Origin of the sequence: Methylophaga sp. UBA4204, from assembly GCF_002379485.1 — a bacterium.
Taxonomy (GTDB): domain Bacteria; phylum Pseudomonadota; class Gammaproteobacteria; order Nitrosococcales; family Methylophagaceae; genus Methylophaga.
This window is the reverse complement of the sequence record NZ_DFTU01000077.1, coordinates 36,027-36,248: the sequence shown is the minus strand read 5'-3', so window position 1 is coordinate 36,248 and position 222 is coordinate 36,027. Positions and strand designations below refer to the sequence as shown.

The 222-nt window shown below is 40.1% G+C and carries 1 riboswitch.

The annotated features are described in order from the left end of the window. Positions 1 to 108: 108 nt before the first annotated feature. Positions 109 to 187, top strand: a riboswitch (cyclic di-GMP riboswitch). The last annotated feature ends 35 nt before the right edge of the window (positions 188 to 222 follow it).

Sequence of the window (222 nt, the reverse complement as noted above, 5' to 3'; positions counted from 1 at the left end):
AATTCCTTTGACTGAGTTATCTATCGACACGATAGGTAATGCGCATATCAGAAATGTCGGCTGAGAGAAACATCTGGGAGTCAATCATTTCGGGTTCAATGTTGTTCCCGACAATCTAGCCTAACTTACCGTGAGGTGAGGTCGGAAAGCCATGGGTCTTTAAAGTTAAGATCGCCAGGTTGCATTGTTTCATTTTTTCATCAAAAGGAAAAAATTATGAAA